19 protein-coding genes are annotated in these 16,472 nt (G+C 50.2%); 18 read left to right on the top strand and 1 reads right to left on the bottom strand.

The window, feature by feature from the left end; genetic code table 11:
- From terL to Q4B82_RS07405, 18 genes are all read left to right on the top strand, one after another.
- Positions 1-710: phage terminase large subunit (terL, locus tag Q4B82_RS07490; RefSeq protein WP_303065827.1), on the top strand; the 710-nt coding region annotated here is incomplete at its 5' end.
- Between the two features lie 51 nt (positions 711-761).
- Positions 762-2,327: a DUF935 domain-containing protein gene (locus Q4B82_RS07485; RefSeq protein ID WP_303065826.1), complete on the top strand. Its 1,566-nt coding sequence runs from the start codon at positions 762-764 to the stop codon at positions 2,325-2,327.
- Positions 2,314-3,660 carry a phage minor head protein gene (locus Q4B82_RS07480; protein ID WP_303065825.1) on the top strand — a complete coding sequence of 449 codons (1,347 nt, stop codon included), beginning with the start codon at positions 2,314-2,316 and terminating at the stop codon, positions 3,658-3,660. Before Q4B82_RS07485 ends, Q4B82_RS07480 begins: the two co-directional genes overlap by 14 nt.
- Before the next feature lie 127 nt (positions 3,661-3,787).
- Positions 3,788-4,207, top strand: a complete 420-nt coding sequence (locus Q4B82_RS07475) for a phage virion morphogenesis protein (protein ID WP_303065824.1) — start codon at positions 3,788-3,790, stop codon at positions 4,205-4,207.
- Between the two features lie 261 nt (positions 4,208-4,468).
- Entirely contained in the window at positions 4,469-5,539 is a 1,071-nt protein-coding gene (locus tag Q4B82_RS07470) for a phage protease (RefSeq protein WP_303065823.1), read from the top strand.
- Between the two features lie 3 nt (positions 5,540-5,542).
- On the top strand, positions 5,543-6,454 hold the full coding sequence (locus tag Q4B82_RS07465) for a Mu-like prophage major head subunit gpT family protein (protein ID WP_303065822.1): 912 nt from the start codon (positions 5,543-5,545) through the stop codon (positions 6,452-6,454).
- 50 nt (positions 6,455-6,504) lie between these two features.
- Complete coding sequence (locus Q4B82_RS07460; RefSeq protein ID WP_303065821.1) at positions 6,505-6,930, top strand: hypothetical protein; 426 nt, start codon at positions 6,505-6,507, stop codon at positions 6,928-6,930.
- Positions 6,931-7,359 (top strand): gp436 family protein, encoded by a 429-nt coding sequence (locus tag Q4B82_RS07455; RefSeq protein WP_303065828.1) that lies wholly within the window; start codon positions 6,931-6,933, stop codon positions 7,357-7,359.
- A complete protein-coding gene (locus Q4B82_RS07450) occupies positions 7,343-7,981 on the top strand; it encodes a phage protein Gp37 (RefSeq protein WP_303065820.1) in 639 nt (212 codons plus the stop codon). The genes Q4B82_RS07455 and Q4B82_RS07450 overlap by 17 nt, the downstream gene beginning before the upstream one ends.
- The gene (locus Q4B82_RS07445) at positions 7,978-8,190 is read left to right on the top strand and encodes a DUF2635 domain-containing protein (protein ID WP_303065819.1); all 213 of its coding nucleotides are present in this window, start codon (positions 7,978-7,980) and stop codon (positions 8,188-8,190) included. The genes Q4B82_RS07450 and Q4B82_RS07445 overlap by 4 nt, the downstream gene beginning before the upstream one ends.
- Positions 8,187-9,602 (top strand): phage tail sheath subtilisin-like domain-containing protein, encoded by a 1,416-nt coding sequence (locus tag Q4B82_RS07440; RefSeq protein ID WP_303065818.1) that lies wholly within the window; start codon positions 8,187-8,189, stop codon positions 9,600-9,602. Before Q4B82_RS07445 ends, Q4B82_RS07440 begins: the two co-directional genes overlap by 4 nt.
- Positions 9,603-9,664: 62 nt before the next feature.
- Positions 9,665-10,042, top strand: coding sequence for a phage tail protein (locus tag Q4B82_RS07435; protein ID WP_303065817.1), 378 nt, complete (start codon positions 9,665-9,667; stop codon positions 10,040-10,042).
- A gap of 7 nt (positions 10,043-10,049) precedes the next feature.
- Entirely contained in the window at positions 10,050-10,469 is a 420-nt protein-coding gene (locus tag Q4B82_RS07430) for a hypothetical protein (RefSeq protein WP_303065816.1), read from the top strand.
- Positions 10,469-10,624 (top strand): TetR family transcriptional regulator, encoded by a 156-nt coding sequence (locus tag Q4B82_RS07425; RefSeq protein ID WP_303065815.1) that lies wholly within the window; start codon positions 10,469-10,471, stop codon positions 10,622-10,624. The genes Q4B82_RS07430 and Q4B82_RS07425 overlap by 1 nt, the downstream gene beginning before the upstream one ends.
- 85 nt (positions 10,625-10,709) lie before the next feature.
- Positions 10,710-12,911, top strand: coding sequence for a phage tail tape measure protein (locus Q4B82_RS07420; RefSeq protein ID WP_303065814.1), 2,202 nt, complete (start codon positions 10,710-10,712; stop codon positions 12,909-12,911).
- Positions 12,908-14,176, top strand: a complete 1,269-nt coding sequence (locus tag Q4B82_RS07415; protein ID WP_303065813.1) for a DNA circularization protein — start codon at positions 12,908-12,910, stop codon at positions 14,174-14,176. The genes Q4B82_RS07420 and Q4B82_RS07415 overlap by 4 nt, the downstream gene beginning before the upstream one ends.
- On the top strand, positions 14,166-15,296 hold the full coding sequence (locus Q4B82_RS07410; RefSeq protein WP_303065812.1) for a phage baseplate assembly protein: 1,131 nt from the start codon (positions 14,166-14,168) through the stop codon (positions 15,294-15,296). The genes Q4B82_RS07415 and Q4B82_RS07410 overlap by 11 nt, the downstream gene beginning before the upstream one ends.
- Complete coding sequence (locus Q4B82_RS07405; RefSeq protein ID WP_303065811.1) at positions 15,293-15,913, top strand: phage baseplate assembly protein V; 621 nt, start codon at positions 15,293-15,295, stop codon at positions 15,911-15,913. Before Q4B82_RS07410 ends, Q4B82_RS07405 begins: the two co-directional genes overlap by 4 nt.
- 8 nt (positions 15,914-15,921) lie before the next feature.
- Here the strand turns inward: Q4B82_RS07405 and Q4B82_RS07400 are convergent, their stop codons facing one another.
- Entirely contained in the window at positions 15,922-16,110 is a 189-nt protein-coding gene (locus tag Q4B82_RS07400; RefSeq protein WP_303065810.1) for a ribbon-helix-helix protein, CopG family, read from the bottom strand.
- Between the last annotated feature and the right edge of the window lie 362 nt (positions 16,111-16,472).

Below are 16,472 nucleotides of genomic sequence, written 5' to 3'. Positions count from 1 at the left end.
TGAGCTGGGTTAAACGCCCTTTGCTGACTTTGATGAAAATCCGTGCGCGTGATGGTTTGCATACCTTTCAATGCGAATACCAAAACCAACCATCCAACCCAGAAACCGCCATTTTTGCGGAATATGTGGACAGCGCGTATTACCGCACTTTGCCGCATGACGTGGTGTTTTACGGCGCGGTAGACCCATCTTTGGGGAAATTGGGCAAGGGGCGCGACCCCAGTGCGATTTTGGTAGGCGGCTATCAGCGCAGCACGGGTACGCTGTATGTTGTGGAGGCGCGGATTAAAAAACGTGTGCCCAGTTTAATTATTGAAGAAGTGATTGAACTGCAAAAACAATATGGCTGTTTGGTTTGGAGTGTGGAAACGGTTCAGTTTCAGGAATTTTTTAAAGAAGAATTGGTTAAAGAATCAGGCAAACGCGGTATTCATGTGCCTGCGCGTGGTGTGAAACCGACTGCAGAAAAAATTTTGCGAATTGAAAGCATTCAACCGCATTTGATGAATGGGTTTATCAAAATCCTGCCTGAACATCGGGTGTTAATCAATCAACTGCGTGAGTTTCCCGATTGCGACCACGATGATGGTTTGGACGCGCTGCAAATGTTGTGGGCGGTGGCAGTAGGCAGCACTGCACCGATTGAATGGCACAGCACGGCTGATGATGATTTTGATGACAGGGAATTTCAGAGCAAGTGGGCGCGATGATTTCAGCTTGCCTGAAACACATTCAAACCCCATTTAAACGGTGTTTAAAACATGGCTAAAAAAGACAAAAAACAACCCAAAATCCCCAAAAATCCGCAAACGCAAGACGCACGGATTATGGCAAACGGTCGCGTGATTGCCGACCACCCGAGCCACCACATTACACCTGCCAAAATGCGTGCGCTGTTTGAAGATGCGGAAAATGGCGACATCACGGCACAACATGAATTGTTTGCCGATATTGAAGAGCGTGATAGCGCGATTGCCGCCGCTTTGCAAACGCGCAAAATGTCGCTTTTGGGTTTGGATTGGCGCATTGCTGCACCACGCCAAGCTACTGCTGTCGAAGAGCAACTGGTTCAGGCTGCCCACGATTATTTGGCAGATTTGTCTGCGCTGGACGATTTGTTGCTGGATTTAATGGACGCGGTGGGGCATGGTTTTGTGGCTTTAGAAATCACTTGGCAGGCTTCAGGTAGCCTGATGCTGCCTGAAAACTTCCATCATAAACCGCAATCGTGGTTTCGCTGGGATAAAGACGATGTGTTACTGCTGAAAACGCCCGATAACCCAATGGGCGAACCGCTTTGGCAATGGGGCTGGGTGGTACATCAGCACAAAAACCGTTCGGGTCAGGCTGCCCGAAACGGTTTATTCAGAACGTTGGCGTGGCTGTATATGTTCAAGCATTATTCGGTGCATGATTTTGCCGAATTTTTGGAGCTTTACGGTATGCCAATCCGCATTGGCAAATATGGGGCTGGCGCGACCGAGCAGGAAAAGAAAACCCTGCTGCGCGCTGTAGCGGAAATTGGACACAATGCGGCGGGCATTATGCCCGAAGGCATGATGATTGAATTGCACCAAGCGGCAAATGGCACAACCGCCGCCACCAATCCTTTTATGACCATGATTGAGTGGTGTGAAAAGAGTGCCACGCGCCTGATTTTGGGGCAAACGCTGACAAGCGGTGCGGACGGCAAAGCCAGCACCAATGCGCTGGGGCAAATTCACAATGAAGTGCGGCGCGATTTATTGGTATCGGACGCGAAACGCTTGGCGCAAACGATTACGCGGCAGATTATTGAGCCGTTTTTGCGTGTGAATTTTGCCATTGGCGATGATGTGCGTTTGCCCGTGTTTGAGTTTGACACACGCGAAACGGCGGATTTGGCGCAATTTGCCGAAGCCTTGCCCAAGTTGGTTGATGTGGGCGTACAAATCCCTGAATCTTGGGCGCGTGAGAAATTGGCAATCCCTGATGTAGCCGATGGCGAGCGTGTACTGGGGCGTGTGGCGAATAATCCTGTGAATGCGGTGGCATTGGCGGCTTTATCGGCGAAAAGGCTGCCTGAAAATTCCAAAAACATCAGCCGTGAGCAGCAGATTTTGGAGCAAATTCAAGATGAAGCATTTGCACAACCTGATTTTAACGCGCAACTCAATCCGATTTTGAAACAAGCCGTAGCCGCCGTGATGAATTGCGATAGCTACGAGCAAGCGGACGCGGCTTTGACCGCGCTGTATCCGAATTTGGACAATGCGAGTTTGCAAAATTATCTGCAAAACGCGCTGTTTTTGAGTGATTTGCTGGGGCAAGCCAATGCCAAACATTAACTTTGCATTAAATTTACCGCCCAAAAAGGCGATTGAGTGGCTGAAAACCAAGCAAGTTACCGCCGAAAATTACCGCAATTTAACCGCGTCTGAAATTGCCAAAGTTTACACGATTGCGCGGATAACGGATTTGGATATGCTGCAAGACATTAAAAGCAGCATGGTTCAGGCAGCCGAACAGGGCAAGCCGTTTGCCGCGTGGAAAACGGAATTATTGCAGCATTTGGCTAATAAGGGCTGGCTGCACCCGAATGGACACAACGGCAAAGACATCATAGACCCGAAAACAGGCGAGGTGTTTGGTAGCGCAAGCGACATCGGCATTCACAGCATACCGCGCCGTCTGGAAAACATTTATCGCACCAATATGCAATCTGCCTACAACGCGGGACAGTATCAAACTTATATGGCTGATGTGGACAATCGCCCCTATTGGCAGTATGACGCGGTGGGCGATGAACGCACCCGAGCGGCACATTCGGCAATGGACGGTTTGGTTTATCGTTATGATGACCCATTTTGGACAACATTTTATCCGCCCAATGGCTACCGTTGCCGTTGCAGCGTGATGGCTTTATCTGAACGCGATATGCAACGCGAAGGTAAGGTATTGAGTGTGTCCAATGATGACAACTTGGTGCAAACCGAAAAAGTGTACAACCGCAAAGGCGATACTTACCCGACTACGGCATACAAAGCACCTGACGGCAGACTGTACACCACCGATAAGGGCTTTGCCTACAACGCTGGGCGCATGAATTATCGCCCTGATTTGGATTTGTACGACCGTGCGCTGGCACATCAATTTGCGCGAGCGGAAATGGCTGGGGCGGAATTTCAGGCTGCGTTTAAGCAGTTGAATGATGAATTTTATCAAGTGAAAGCGCGGTTGGGTGTGGACGGCAAACCCGACCCCACGCAAAAAATCAAAATCCGCAATCAGTTGTCGCGGCAGTTGAAATTTGCGGCTGGTGTTTTAACGCCTGAAACACAACAGATGACGGGTATCAAACGTGCTACGGTTTGGCTTTCAGATGATACGCTGATTAAGCAAGTGGACAGCCGCGAAGGGCAGGATTTTGGCATGGACAAATACGCCATGTTGCCCGATTTGATTGCTGAACACGATTATTTGTTTCACGACAACAGTCGTGGCAAAGAAAGTTTTATTGTGATGGGTGCGCCATTGGTGGGCAATGAAAAATACCGCCTGATGGCGGTGCTGAAATATTTGGCGGCACATGATGAGATTTTTTTGGATTCGTTTCGTTTGGCTGATGACAAAGAGATTGCAAAAAGCAAAAAACGTTATGTCATGTTGAAAGGCTACTGAGTCGGACTGCAATCCCGACACACGCTCGCTTGTGTAACAGATACCAATCCCAGTTTTGCAACTGCACAAGGGCTGCGGAGGGCAGACAAATTCACCGCTTTTTCAGTAGCCTTAATGAGATAATACCATGATTGAAGTCAAAATAGACAATATTGCCGAAGTTTTAAACCAAATCGAGCGACTGGGTCATGGTTTGGACGACAACCGCTATTTGCTGATGCGGCGTTTAGCAGGCACCATGCACCACGCCGTGCTGCAAAACTTCAAACAAAGCGGTCGCCCGAAATGGCTGGGCTTAAAATACCGCAACGGCAAACCCTTGATTGACACAGGGCATTTGCGCGACAGCCACAGCCAGTTGTACGACAACGACACCGCATTGGTCGGTACAAATGTGGTTTATGCGGCAATCCACCATTTTGGTGGCATGGCTGGACGCGGTCGCAAGGTTGCCATTCCTGCTCGCCCATTTTTGGTTTTAACAAATGAAGACAAGCAGGATTTGATGGACGATGTGCAGGATTATTTTCGCAATCTGGTTCGCTGATTTTGCTTTTGCGCCAAAATTGCGTTTTAAGCGCATTTTTACTGTGAGACGGACAATGAGCCGTCTTTTTCTTTTGTCGCAATCTGACGCGATTTTAAACGGGGTTTAAACGCGGTTTGTTTTGCGTTTGCCATTCACGATGCCAACAGGCTACCTGAAGCCCTTCAGGTAGCCTGTTTCTTTTGGGACGAAGCCCTACTGCTCTCATCACTTTTTCCTTTCCAGCAAAATACCGACATTCCGTAAAAGTCAGGACAGCTTATGCCCAAACACCAACAACTGGCTTTGGCGGCGTGCAGTTTTGAAGTGTCGGCAAAAGACGGACGCGTTCAGCTTTTGCCCTATGGCGAATTTCGTGCGGTGGACGGCAGACCGTTTGACGCGCCAGCTTGGTTTTTGACCGAGCAGAATGGACGCGATGTGGCGGATTTGGCGAACCAAAGTCGCACACAGTTGGTCGTGGATTACGAACACCAAACGCTTTACAAAGAGCAAAACGGGCAACCTGCCCCTGCTGCTGGTTGGATTAAGTGGGTTTCGTTTACGCCCAAAGGTTTGTTTGCCGATGTGGAATGGACAAACAAAGCCACCACGCTGATTCAAAACCGCGAATATCGCTACATTTCTGCCGTGTTTGCTTATGACACAAAGGGCTATGTTCGCAAACTGTTTCACGCTGCTTTAACCAACAATCCTGCGCTGGACAGCATAGATGAAGTGATGGCTGCCGCCAGCGCACAATTTAACCCAATCTCAATGGAGCAAAACCCCATGAATGAATTGTTGCAACAATTATTCGGGCTGCCCAATGCCAATGAAGATGAGCTGAAAGCGGCTTTGTCGGCATTGTTGGCGGTCAAACCCAAAACCGTTGCGCTGAACGCGGAACTGTTCGCACAACTGGCAGAAAAAGACCAGCGCATTGCGGCTTTAACCGCGCAATCGCAGACCGCGCAGCCTGATTTAACCCAATTTGCGCCTGTTTCGGTGGTGCAAGATTTGCAAAATCAAATTGCTGCCTTAACCGCGCAACGCGATGCGGACAAAGGCGCGGATTTGATTCAGGCTGCCCTAACCGCAGGCAAATTGCTGCCAGCACAAAAAGAGTGGGCAGAAAATGTGCTGAAACAGCCCAATGGCTTGGCGTTTTTAACGGGCTTTATTGAAAACGCGCAGCCGATTGCAGCACTCAATCAATCACAAACCGAAAAGGCAGGGGTTTCAGGCAGCCTGAATGTGGTGGCTTTGAGCGTGGAAGAGCAAGCTGCCGCCAAAATGCTGGGCATGAGCCACGCTGAATTTGGCAAATTGAAAACCGAAAACAAGGAATAAAACATGAATAAAGCAGCAATTTTATTGGCTTTGACCACCGCCTTTCGCAAAGAGTTTCAAAGTGGTTTGGAAACGGTCAAACCCAGTTACACAACGGTGGCAATGACCGTTCCCAGCACCACCGCCATCAATACCTACGCATGGTTGGGCAAATTTCCGAAAATGCGCGAATGGGTGGGGCAACGCCAAATCAACAAAATGGCAAAGCAAGCCATGAGCTTGGAAAACAAGAAATTTGAAAGCACGGTGGAAGTGGCACGCACCGATATTGAAGACGACCAAGTGGGTATGTATCGCCCGATGATGCAGGCAATGGGCGAATCTGCCGCCGCGCTGCCCGATGAATTGGTGTGGGGTTTGCTCAAAAAGGGTAAAGAAACAACGTGCTATGACGGTCAGTATTTCTTTGATACCGACCACCCTGTGTTTGAAAAAACAGACGGCACGGGTGCAAACACGCCCACGTCCAACATCACAACGGGTACGGACAACGATGTGCCAACTTGGTATGTGATGGACGACACCAAAACGCTCAAACCCTTGATTTTCCAAGACCGCACCGCGCCCGAGTTTGAAACCAAGTTTGACCCGAGCAAATCCGACAAAGTGTTTATGGAAGACGTGTATTTGTATGGCGCACGCAGACGCTGTAATGCTGGATTTGGCTTGTGGCAGTTGGCCCATTGCGCTGAAAAAACGGCTTTGAACCGCGCAAATTTGGCAAAAATCATCGCCCACATGATGACGATTAAGTCGGACGGTGGTTATACGCTGGACGTAAAACCAAGCCTTTTGGTTGTGCCGCCACAGTTGGAAGACACCGCGCGTGAGCTGCTGGAAGCCGACAAAATCAATGGCACGACCAACACGTTTAAAGGTCGTTTGAAACTGCACGTTTCGGTGCATTTGGCTTAACCCTATTTTCAGGCTGCTTGACGTTTCAGGCAGCCTGAATGGAGCAAAATATGACAAAAAAAGACGCGAAAACCGATGAAAAAGCAACAGTTCAACCCGAAAAGCAAACTGAAACCACCGCACATGAAATGACGGAAGTGGAGGATTTGCGTGAGGCATTGATGATTTCACAGACGGCTTTGGAAGTCAGAGGGGCTGAATTGGCGAAATTACAAACGGCTTACGATGAAAAATGCGCCGAATGCGACAACCTAAAAAGCGAATTGAACGCGCTCAAACAAGTCCAGCAGCCACCTGAAACGCCCAGCGACACACGCGAAAGCGTATGGGTGCGCTCGGCAAGTGGTGCGGACTTTTGGCGTGGCGGTGTGTTGTTTGATGGCGAATGGCAGGAAGTGAAACGCGAAACAGTCGGCGAAACCGCGTGGCAACGCATCACATCTGAACCTGCGCTGCAAATCAAACAGGCGGACTAAATCATGTATGCCGATGTAGCCGATATGGTGGCGCGGTTTGGCGATTTGGAAGTGATGCAAATTTCCGACCGCAATGCCGATGGGCAAATTGATGATGATGTGGTGTTGGTTGCGCTGTCGGACGCAACGGCTGAAATTGATGCCTATTTAGGGCGTTTCAGGCAGCCTTTTGCGGAAACACCACCGATTTTAAAGCGTTTGTGTTGCGACATTGCACGGTATCGCTTAACCGCGACTTCGGGTGTGATGATTACCGATGAAATCCGCCATCGCTACAAAATTGATGTGCTGGATTTGCTTAAAGCATTGGCGCGTGGCGATGTGCAACTGGGTGTGGACAGCGCGGGCGAGCAGGTCGCCACATCGGACAATGGCGTGGTTTTTGTTAATCGGAAAAACAGGATTTTTGCGCGTGATAACGAAAATTGAGCAAGCCATTGTGGCACGACTGAAACGCGGTTTGGGACAAATGGTTCGCACGGTCAAAAGCTACAACGGCGAAGTGGACGATTTAGCCGCGCAAATCATGACTTTACCTGCTGTTTGGGTAACGTATGGCGGCAGCCGCATTGACAGCAAAGCCACAGGCAGCCAACGCTATCAAGACAAAGCGACTTTTGTGGTGATGTGTGCCACGCGCAATTTACGCAATGAATTGGCTGGCAGACAAGGCGGCGTGGACAGGCGAGAAATTGGCAGCAATGACTTAATCCGCGCTTGCCGCAGATTGTTGGACGGGCAACGTTTGGGCTTGGCGGACAGTCGCGGTTTAATCCCGCAAGCGGTTAATGTGATTGTGAACAATACGCTGGTTCAGTCAGCCGCGTTAAGCGTGTATGCGATTGAATACGCGATTTATTTTGACAGCGTGCCGCTTGAAAATGAGCGTTTTCCCGAAAAACAAAGCGACCCCAACCACCCAGACCATGTTTTTACCCATTATTCAGGCAGCCTGTCTGCACCGTATCCGCCATTTGACGGCTTGGACGGCACGCTGTTTGACCCCGAAAGCAAGGCACAAGTACCGATTAAAGTGGAGATGAAACCATGAAAATTTCAGTTGTTGCCGCGCAAGGTTTGCGCGTGCCATTGGCGGACAATCCGCATGAATATATTGAACAAGAGCCTGTGGCAGTAGATGACGATGAGGTTTACTACCGCCGCCTGCTTGCCGATGGCGATTTGTTGGTGGTACAGACTGACAGGCTACCTGAAGCAGCCCAGCAAATAACAAACAGCAAAAAAGGAAAAACAGCATGAGCCAAGAACACATCAGTTTTGACACCATTCCCAGTTCTATCCGCGTGCCAGGGCAGTACATTGAGTTCAATACGCGCAATGCCGTTCAGGGCTTGCCGCAAAATCCGCAGTCTGTGCTGTTGCTTGCGCCCATGCTGACAAGCGGCACACAGCCGTCTTTAACGCCTGTGCAATTGTTTAGCGATGTTCAGGCTGGCGAATTGTTTGGGCGCGGCTCGTGGGCGCAGCTGATGGTGCGTCAAGCGTTTACCAATAATGCCTATTTGGATTTGACCGTCATCGGTTTGCCCGATGACGATGCAGGCGTGGCAGCTTCAGGTAGCCTTACGGTAAACGGCACAGCAATGGCTGCCGCAGCCTTATCCGTCATCATTGGTGGTACATCGGTCAGCGTGGCGGTGTCGGCAGGACAAACGGCAGACGCGGTGGCACAGAAATTGACCGATGCCATCAATGCCGCGCCCTTGCCTGTATCGGCCAGCGCAACGGGGCAAACGGTAACACTCACGGCAAAATGCAAGGGCGAAATCGGCAATGAAATCGCTTTGTCTGCCGATGCAGGCAACAGCGGTTTGGCTTTGAGCGTACAAGCAATGGCAGGCGGTGCGAAAAACGCCGACATTGCCCCCGCTTTGGCAAAAGTGGCAGGCAAACATTATCACATTATTGTGTCGCCGTTTACCGATGATGCCAATACCAAAACCTTGTCCAATCATATTACCCAAGTATCCAATGCGATTGAACAACGCGGTTGCATTGGCGTATTGGGCTGGCGTGGCAGCATGGCAACAGGCGCGGCTATGGCAACCAAAATCAACGATGGGCGCATTACTTGCGCGTGGTACAAAAATGCCGATGAAAGCAATGCGATGTTGGCGGCTGGCTATGCAGCAGTTCTCGCTTTTGAAGAAGACCCCGCCAAACCATTGAACACTTTGCAAATCAAAGGGCTGAATGTTACGGCTGATGAACACGCGCCCTTGTTTGCCGAATGCAACAACGCTTTGTACAACGGTTTAACGCCTTTAACCGTTGTGGCAAACAAGGTGCAAATTATGCGTGCCGTGTCCACTTACACCAAATCGCCTGCCAATGTGGCCGACCCGAGTTTGCTGGACATCACAACAATCCGTACGCTGGATTATGTGCGCCGCGCTGTGAAAGAGCGCATTGCCTTGCGTTTCCCACGCGATAAATTGAGCGACCGTTTGTTGCCAAAAATCCGCAGCGAAATTTTGGACGTGTTGCTGAAAATGGAACAAGCCGAAATCATTGAAAACGCGGAAAACAACAAAGCCAAATTGCTGGTTTCGCGCAGTGTGCAAGACCCCAATCGCGTGAATGCGGTGATTCCTGCCGATGTGGTAAACGGTTTGCACGTTTTCGCTGGACGCATTGATTTGATTTTGTAAACCCGATTTCAGGCAGCCTGAACGCATTTTGGCTGCCTGAAAATTGAGAAAAAGGAAAAAACATGAGCGATGCAACATACGCTGGCGCGGTGATTATGGAAGTAAACGGACGCGATATTGAAATCATCAGCATTAAGCCGCAAACGACAACGGGGCGCAAGCCTGTTAAAACCATGAACCGTCAAGGGCGTGTAATGGGTTACGCAGATGGCGTAACCGAACACAAATTGAGCTTGACCGCTGCCATTCCGATTGACGGCACGGAAATTGATTGGGCAAACATCACGAAAGCCAAAATCACGATTTACCCAATTAACAAGGAAGAACGCCGCGTGTCTTACCTTGATTGCTTTACCACAGAATGCAGCGAGCAGTACGAAGCCGACAATGAAGCCAAGATTGACATTGAAATGATTGCGCTGCACAAAATTTGGGAGTGATTAAATCATGATTAAACAAGCATTTACTTTGAAATTTGGCTTACAATACAATGGCGCAACGCATTTTCAGGCAGCATTAAAACCGTTGAGCATTGGCGCGGAATTGGCGGCAATGGCAGATGAAGAAGATTTGCCCGAATTGCCTGAAAATGCCAGCAACGCGCAAATCGCACACCACAATGTGCAGAAAAACCTGATTTATTGGGCGCAACAGCTTGAAGTGGACGGCATTCCAACCGATATTTTGACGGCAGATTATTTGCTGGCAAATTTGAGTGGCGAAGATTATGCACAACTGTTTGATGTGCAAGAACGATTACGCGCAAAGTCCACAGATGCTACGGCGAGCCAAGACACCGTAGCGGTAGAACACCAGAGCGAAACTGGCGCAACTGCCACCGACACTTCCGTCAAGCCGTCATCATAATGGCCAAAGCAGGTGTGGGCGCGGACGCGGTAGCTGCCATGTGCCACGCCGAATTGTCCGCTTGGCTGGACGATGTTTTGACCAGCTTGGGCATCAAACAATCAAGCAACGAAGGCGTGATTGTTTCGCGGCGTTTACCCAAGCCAACGGATTAGGGACGAAACCTTTATACTCCACACTGCAACCGCCTTTAAATTAGGATTAAACGCGTGTTAATCCCAGTTTAAAGGCGGTTTTTTTATGTCATCGGGCAATATGAGGCTAACCCTTTCCCTTTCGGCACGCGATGAAGGCGCATCGCGTTTAATTCAACGCACGCAAAAAGAGTTGGAACTCATCAATCGCCGCAAAGCGGAACTGGCAAACAAAAGTCGCCCTTATGCCCTGCTCAATATCCGCAGCGAGAAAGAAATCCAACGCGAAATCACGCGCACTCAAGCGGCGTATCGGGCTTTGGCACAACGTGGCACGGCTTCACAAAACGACCTTGCCCGTGCCGCAGCTGCAACAAAAAACCGCATTGCCCAGCTCAATGCCGAACTCAAGCAAGGCATACAAACCCAAAGCCGTTTTGCTGGGGCAATGGGCAAAATCAGGCAATGGGGTACGGCAGCAGTGGCAGGTGGGACAGCGGCGTATGCGGTGGTTTCGCCCACGATGGAACAGTATAAAAATTTGGATATGCGCCTGCGCGAAACCACTTGGGCGGCACATGGCGAAACACAAGGTAAAGACACACAATGGATGGAAACCAAAGGGCTACCTGAAGTCCGTGCCTTAATTCGTGATTTGGTGGAAAAAAACGGTGGGCATCATGATGTGGCGATTGACACCGTGCAAGGTATGCTGGCCAATGGTATGACGTTTGAACAGGTTAAACGCGATGCCCACGCCACGCACAATTTGGCATTGGCCGCAGGCGAAAATGGGCAATACGATGGTGCAGCTGCCGCTAAATTGGCACAGGTATTTGCCAATAACGGCTTTGACGTGGCACGCGCCAGCCAAATGGCAGCACAATCGGGTATGCAAGGCACGTTTGAAATTGCCGACATGGTGCGTGAATTGCCGTCTTTGTTGCCCGATGCCAAAGCCGCAGGGTTCACGGGCGAAGCAGGTTTGGCGATGTTGCTCTCCATGTTGCAATCGGCCAGCAATAAGGCAGGCAGCACCAGCGAAGCGGCAAACAACATCAAAAATGCCCTGCAAAAGACATTGAGTGCCGATACCACCAAACGCATGGACAGGTTATTACAGGAGCGTGGCAGCGGACAAGATTGGCAAAAAATGGTCTTGGAAGGTCAGCGCGAAGGCAAAAACGCCATGCAGGTTTTGGGTGATTTCGCGCAAAAACTGTTAAGCGAAGACAAGGACTTTCAGGCAGCCAAAGCACGCGCCGACAAAGGCGATGAAGCCGCTAAACAGGAAATGGCGACCATGCAGGCATTCATGATTTCGCGTTTGCTGCCCGATATGCAAGCGCGTGCAGGTTTAAATGCCATGATAGACCATGCACAAATAAGCCAATATTACAATGAATTACTGGGCAATCAAAGCAATACCATTGGCGATAAAAACGCCTTTATGGGCAATGGCGCGGCAGCACGACAAGAACGCGCTGCCAGTTTGCGCGATTTGGCATTACAAGAATCCCAAACTTTTGAAAATTTAGTGGAAGCCGAAACCCAGTTTAAAAGTTTGGCAGCCGAATTTCCTGTTGCCACAGAAGCCTTAAAAGCATTGGCCGCCGCAGCCACAGCCGCAGCAGTGGCGCAAGGGGCAATGAGTTTGCTTGGCAAAGGCGGGGGTTTAGGCTCACGTTTAACAGGGGCAGCAGGCAGTTTAGGGCGAGGGGGTGCAATCGGTTCGCGTTTGTTCGCTGGCGGAACAGGGGCAGCAGGCTCTGGCGCGATGTTGGCAGCGGCTGCGCCTTTGGGTGTGATGTATGGCGTAACAAAATGGGCGGAAAAACCCGATAAAAGCGCGGAAACCCAAGCCCTTGTGGGCTTATCTGAAAAACTCGATCGCGGTATGCGTTCCCTGTTTGGCTGGGCAGGTTATGAAACGCAACAGGAAAAACATTTGCGTCGCCGCGCCGAGCAATTGCAGGAAACCAGTCCACGAGACGCAGCAGCTTATCGCCAACAATACGCGCAATTGCAAGCGGTCTTGGACGGTAAAACCCTTCATGCAGCCTCAAGTCCCCCCGAGCAAACCGCTGCATATCAAACCGCTTTAAACGAACAAACGGCTTCTTTTCAGGCTGCCTTACAAGCGGACACGGCGGCGGTGGGCGGCAAATTGGACACCATCAATGGCACTTTGGGCGGTTTAAACCAAACCATTCAAAACAACATGACGGTGCATTTGGACGGGCGCGTGATTGCTAGTGAAGTGTCGCGGCATCAGGTGGCAATGTTTGGGCGAGGAGCAGGACAATGATGTGGCACACGGTTTTACAAGATGCGTCATTCAAAGGTGTGCGCTTTGATGTGATGAGCCTTGAAGAAAGTGATGGTAAAGCGTTGGTGGAACACGCTTATCCTTTTGCCAACGGCACGCATTTGGAAGACATGGGGACAAAGGGGCGACAAATCCAAGTATCGGCGGTGTTTTGGGGCAAGCAGTATCACAGCCGTTTGAACGCCTTGATTGAAGCCTTGATGGAACAAGGCAGTGGCGTGTTGGTGCATCCGATTTGGGGGCGTATGCCCCATATGCTGCCTGAAAGCTGGCACTTTCGCCACGAAGCGGACAATGTGGACTATGCTACGCTGGACATCACGTTTCGGGAATCGGGCGAGCCGCACAAAATTTTCGTCTTTGAAAATCAATTCTTGATGGAATTGGAACGGCTGATTGCGCGGATTGACGGCTACCGTGCCGCACTGGAAGGCTTCATAGACAGTTTAAACATGGTCAAACAAGACACCGCTGCCTTGCTGGGCAGTGCAATGGGTTTGTGGGGTACGGCACGTGGCGTGTGGACGGCATTGCGCGATGTGTTTGCTTTGCCTTATCCCAAATTGGGCGACAATTTGCACCCCAATTGGCGCGATTGGGCAGACGATGTGGACAAAATGAGCCAACGAGCCTTGTTTGCTGCTGCAGGCATGAGCGACACCGCCCACACCGACAGCCGACCTGCCAAAAGCCGTTTTGATGAAGCCATGCGCCAAGCGGATGCCTTATTGGTCTTACCGCGTCAAGTGGCATTGAAACAGGCGCACACCGCACAGCGTCCTGATGCCGTGCAGATGGCAGTATTCAGTCAAATCTTGCGTCTCTTGGTTTTGGCAAATGTGCTTCAGGTAGCCTGTTATCTGATTGAGCAATATGGCGACAACATGAATGCCCCCGATTTGCTGTACCTGAACCGCAGCCTGCGCGTGCGCGTGCAAAGCGAAATCGCCGCTTTGCGCGATACACGCCATAAAAGCGATTTTCGCGCCTATCAACACAGGCAAAATGTGATTGAAAGCCTGCGACAGGCTTCAGGCAGCCTCAATGTCCTTGTTATTGCGGCCATCAACCAAAAACCGCCTTTGATTGCGCGACCTGCACCTTTAAATGGCACGGTGCAGCAAATCGCCTTTGCCTTTTATGGCGACTTCACACGCAGCAATGAGTTAATTCGCCTGAACCCACACATAACACACCCCAATTTCATTAAAAAGGGCGATTTCATCAATGCTTATGCCAAATAATTTGTACCAAAACAGCATCATCGTCCGCATAGGCGGACAAGAACACCGCGATTGGTTAAGTTATGATATAGACAGCGATTTTTTAATCCCTGCTGATGGCTTTGAGTTTGAATTGGGCGTATCGTCCGAACAGGGCGAAATCCCCAATTTGGCAGGGCAGCAATGCCAAGTGCTCATCAATGGCGAAACCGTTTTAACGGGCATCATCGGCAGCCAAGTCCACGACAAAAGCAAAGGACAACGCAGCCTGCGTTTAACGGGGCGCGATATGGCGTGTTTGCTGGTGGACTGTTCCGCACCACAAATCAATGTGAAAGGCATGACGGTGTTGGACGCGGCAAAAAAACTGGTTGCGCCGTGGTCAAAATACATCAGCAAAGTGGAACTGAAAGCCGAACAAAATCCCACGCTGGACAAAATCGACATTGAACCCAGCCAAACGGTGTGGCAGGCCTTGACCCACATCGCCAATTCAGTCGGGCTACACGCTTGGTTTGAGCCAGATGGCACATTGATTGTTGGCGGTGCGGATTACAGCAGCACACCCGTTGCCACTTTATGTTGGAGCAAAAACGACACACGGCGTAATGTGCAAAGCGTACACATGACGCACGACACCGATGAGCGGTATTCGGAAGTGACCTTTTTGGCACAATCGCACGGACGCAGCGGCAACAGTGGCAAACACGATTTAAAGTGGGTGTGGCAAGACCCCAGTATGACGCTGCACCGACCCAAAACCGTTGTGATTGCCGATGCCGACAATCTGGAAAACCTGCAACGCCAAGCCAAAAAACAGCTTTCAGACTGGAAACTGGCAGGCTTCACGCTGACGATTACCGTTGGCGACCACAAAACCGCAGACGGCAAACTGTGGGAAGCGGGACAGAGGGTGCATTTTATTGATGAAGAAGCAGGCATAGATGCCATATTTTTCATTATGGGGCGGCGTTTCAGTTTAAGCCGCATGGGTGGCACACAAACCGAGTTACGCTTAAAAGAAGACGGCGTGTGGACACCCGATGCGTATCCCACAAAATCACAACAGGCGCGGCAACGGCGCGGTCGGCGCAAAACCGCCAACGGACAAAACCACACACAGGAGCTGTGCCACAAATGAGTTTAGCCCAATTTGCCCACAAAACCCTTCAGGTAGCCCAAAACGTTTCAGGCAGCATAAGGCAAGCCTTTCGCGGCAAACTGAATTTAAGCCAAACCGCCACACCGATTACCCGTGTACAGGTATCGGCTTTGGCAGATGAAACCTTGCAAGATGTGGAACAATTTCAGCAATTTGGCTTTACCAGCCATGCGCCCAGTGGCACAGAAGTGATTGTGTTGCCTTTGGGTGGCGACACCACACATGGCATTGTGGTTGCCAGCGAAAATGGCGCGTTTCGGGTACAAAACCTGCAAGCGGGCGAAGTGGCGGTGTATGACCAATCGGGCAGCAAGATTGTGCTGAAACAAGGCAAATTGATTGAAATTGACTGCGACAATCTGGTCATTAACGCCACGCAAAAAGTGCAAATCAACAGCCCTTTAACCGAAACCAGCGCGGTTTTAACCGCACAAGGGCAAATCAATGGCAACGGTGGCTTGGCAATTCAAGGCGGTAGTGGCGCAAGGGTTTTAGGTAGCCTGAAAACCACAGATGATGTGGTGGCTGGTAATATTTCCTTGCAAAATCACACGCATGGCGGCGACAGTGGCGGTACGACCACAACAGCAAGGTAAATGGTGGGTCAGTTGCCTTCAATGCTTTGAGCATAAACTGCCAAAGCATTTTTAAAAACTTGCGTTTGGCTTTGCCCTGTTTGTTGGGCAATGCGTTCCAGTAAAGCGATGGTGTCGGTATCTAGGGCAAACAATTTTTGTTTGATGCCCAATTTATCACGCGATTTGCGGTTGCGTTCTTGTTGTGTCAGTGCCATTTCGCTTGTCAAAATCCAGTTAAAATTGTATGATTGAGGAACTGGGGCAGCGGTTGCCGCCGCCACCCCATCTTTCAGGTTTTTAATAAGCTTTATCGCTTACCAACATCAAAACCAGAAAGAGAATGATTTGAATAATGAGCCTATTCATTTCATTTTTCCTCTGCTGATTTGCCCATCGGAAACGGTGGGCTTTTCCGTTTGTTGAACCCATTCAACAGAAGAGATTGTAATATATATTACAATTTAATTCAAGTATTTTTTATCCCAAACCGCGTATCCCTTAACTGGGCATAAGCGGTTTTTGTTTTAGGGCGAAACCCTACCACTCTCCATCATCAAGCCCCATCGCCGACAATGCG

The sequence above is a fragment of the Alysiella sp. genome (assembly GCF_030525755.1).
In the GTDB taxonomy this organism is placed as follows: Bacteria; Pseudomonadota; Gammaproteobacteria; order Burkholderiales; family Neisseriaceae; genus Simonsiella.
The sequence above is the reverse complement of the archived record's forward strand: the minus strand, read 5'-3'. Positions and strand labels throughout refer to the sequence as shown.

Coding starts and splice junctions, on each gene's coding strand:
- Q4B82_RS07445 (WP_303065819.1), top strand. CDS start 7,978: ATGAAAATTTCAGTTGTTGCCGCGCAAGGTTTGCGCGTGCCATTGGCG.
- Q4B82_RS07435 (WP_303065817.1), top strand. CDS start 9,665: ATGAGCGATGCAACATACGCTGGCGCGGTGATTATGGAAGTAAACGGA.
- Q4B82_RS07475 (WP_303065824.1), top strand. CDS start 3,788: ATGATTGAAGTCAAAATAGACAATATTGCCGAAGTTTTAAACCAAATC.
- Q4B82_RS07480 (WP_303065825.1), top strand. CDS start 2,314: ATGCCAAACATTAACTTTGCATTAAATTTACCGCCCAAAAAGGCGATT.
- Q4B82_RS07440 (WP_303065818.1), top strand. CDS start 8,187: ATGAGCCAAGAACACATCAGTTTTGACACCATTCCCAGTTCTATCCGC.
- Q4B82_RS07465 (WP_303065822.1), top strand. CDS start 5,543: ATGAATAAAGCAGCAATTTTATTGGCTTTGACCACCGCCTTTCGCAAA.
- Q4B82_RS07415 (WP_303065813.1), top strand. CDS start 12,908: ATGATGTGGCACACGGTTTTACAAGATGCGTCATTCAAAGGTGTGCGC.
- Q4B82_RS07425 (WP_303065815.1), top strand. CDS start 10,469: ATGGCCAAAGCAGGTGTGGGCGCGGACGCGGTAGCTGCCATGTGCCAC.
- Q4B82_RS07485 (WP_303065826.1), top strand. CDS start 762: ATGGCTAAAAAAGACAAAAAACAACCCAAAATCCCCAAAAATCCGCAA.
- Q4B82_RS07420 (WP_303065814.1), top strand. CDS start 10,710: ATGTCATCGGGCAATATGAGGCTAACCCTTTCCCTTTCGGCACGCGAT.
- Q4B82_RS07405 (WP_303065811.1), top strand. CDS start 15,293: ATGAGTTTAGCCCAATTTGCCCACAAAACCCTTCAGGTAGCCCAAAAC.
- Q4B82_RS07400 (WP_303065810.1), bottom strand. CDS start 16,110: ATGGCACTGACACAACAAGAACGCAACCGCAAATCGCGTGATAAATTG.
- Q4B82_RS07410 (WP_303065812.1), top strand. CDS start 14,166: ATGCCAAATAATTTGTACCAAAACAGCATCATCGTCCGCATAGGCGGA.
- Q4B82_RS07460 (WP_303065821.1), top strand. CDS start 6,505: ATGACAAAAAAAGACGCGAAAACCGATGAAAAAGCAACAGTTCAACCC.
- Q4B82_RS07430 (WP_303065816.1), top strand. CDS start 10,050: ATGATTAAACAAGCATTTACTTTGAAATTTGGCTTACAATACAATGGC.
- Q4B82_RS07470 (WP_303065823.1), top strand. CDS start 4,469: ATGCCCAAACACCAACAACTGGCTTTGGCGGCGTGCAGTTTTGAAGTG.